Source organism: Streptacidiphilus pinicola, assembly GCF_003258295.1.
In the GTDB taxonomy this organism is placed as follows: Bacteria; Actinomycetota; Actinomycetes; order Streptomycetales; family Streptomycetaceae; genus Streptacidiphilus; species Streptacidiphilus pinicola.
This window is the reverse complement of the sequence record NZ_QKYN01000167.1, coordinates 17,175-17,414: the sequence shown is the minus strand read 5'-3', so window position 1 is coordinate 17,414 and position 240 is coordinate 17,175. Positions and strand designations below refer to the sequence as shown.

General features: G+C 83.8%; 1 protein-coding gene. It reads left to right on the top strand.

The genetic code is table 11. The features are described from left to right. Positions 1 to 47: 47 nt before the first annotated feature. The coding region (locus tag DN069_RS43050) for a hypothetical protein (protein ID WP_165845756.1) at positions 48 to 240 on the top strand (193 nt) is incomplete at its 3' end.

Below are 240 nucleotides of genomic sequence, written 5' to 3'. Positions count from 1 at the left end.
CGACCGCCGCGGGCGAGGAGCCCGCGCCGCGGGCGCGGCGTCGGGCCGTGCGTCCGGCGACCGCCGTCTTCCAGCCGCCGGTGTTCCAGGCGCCCACCGCCGCCGAGCAGGCCGCGCCCGCGGCCGAGCGTCGCGTCGCGCCCGCCGCCGCGTTCGTCGTGCCGGACGAGGCCGCCGCCGAGCCGCGCGGTCGGCGTACGCGCCGTCGCGGCGAGTCGCCCGCCGCCTCGTCCGTTGTCG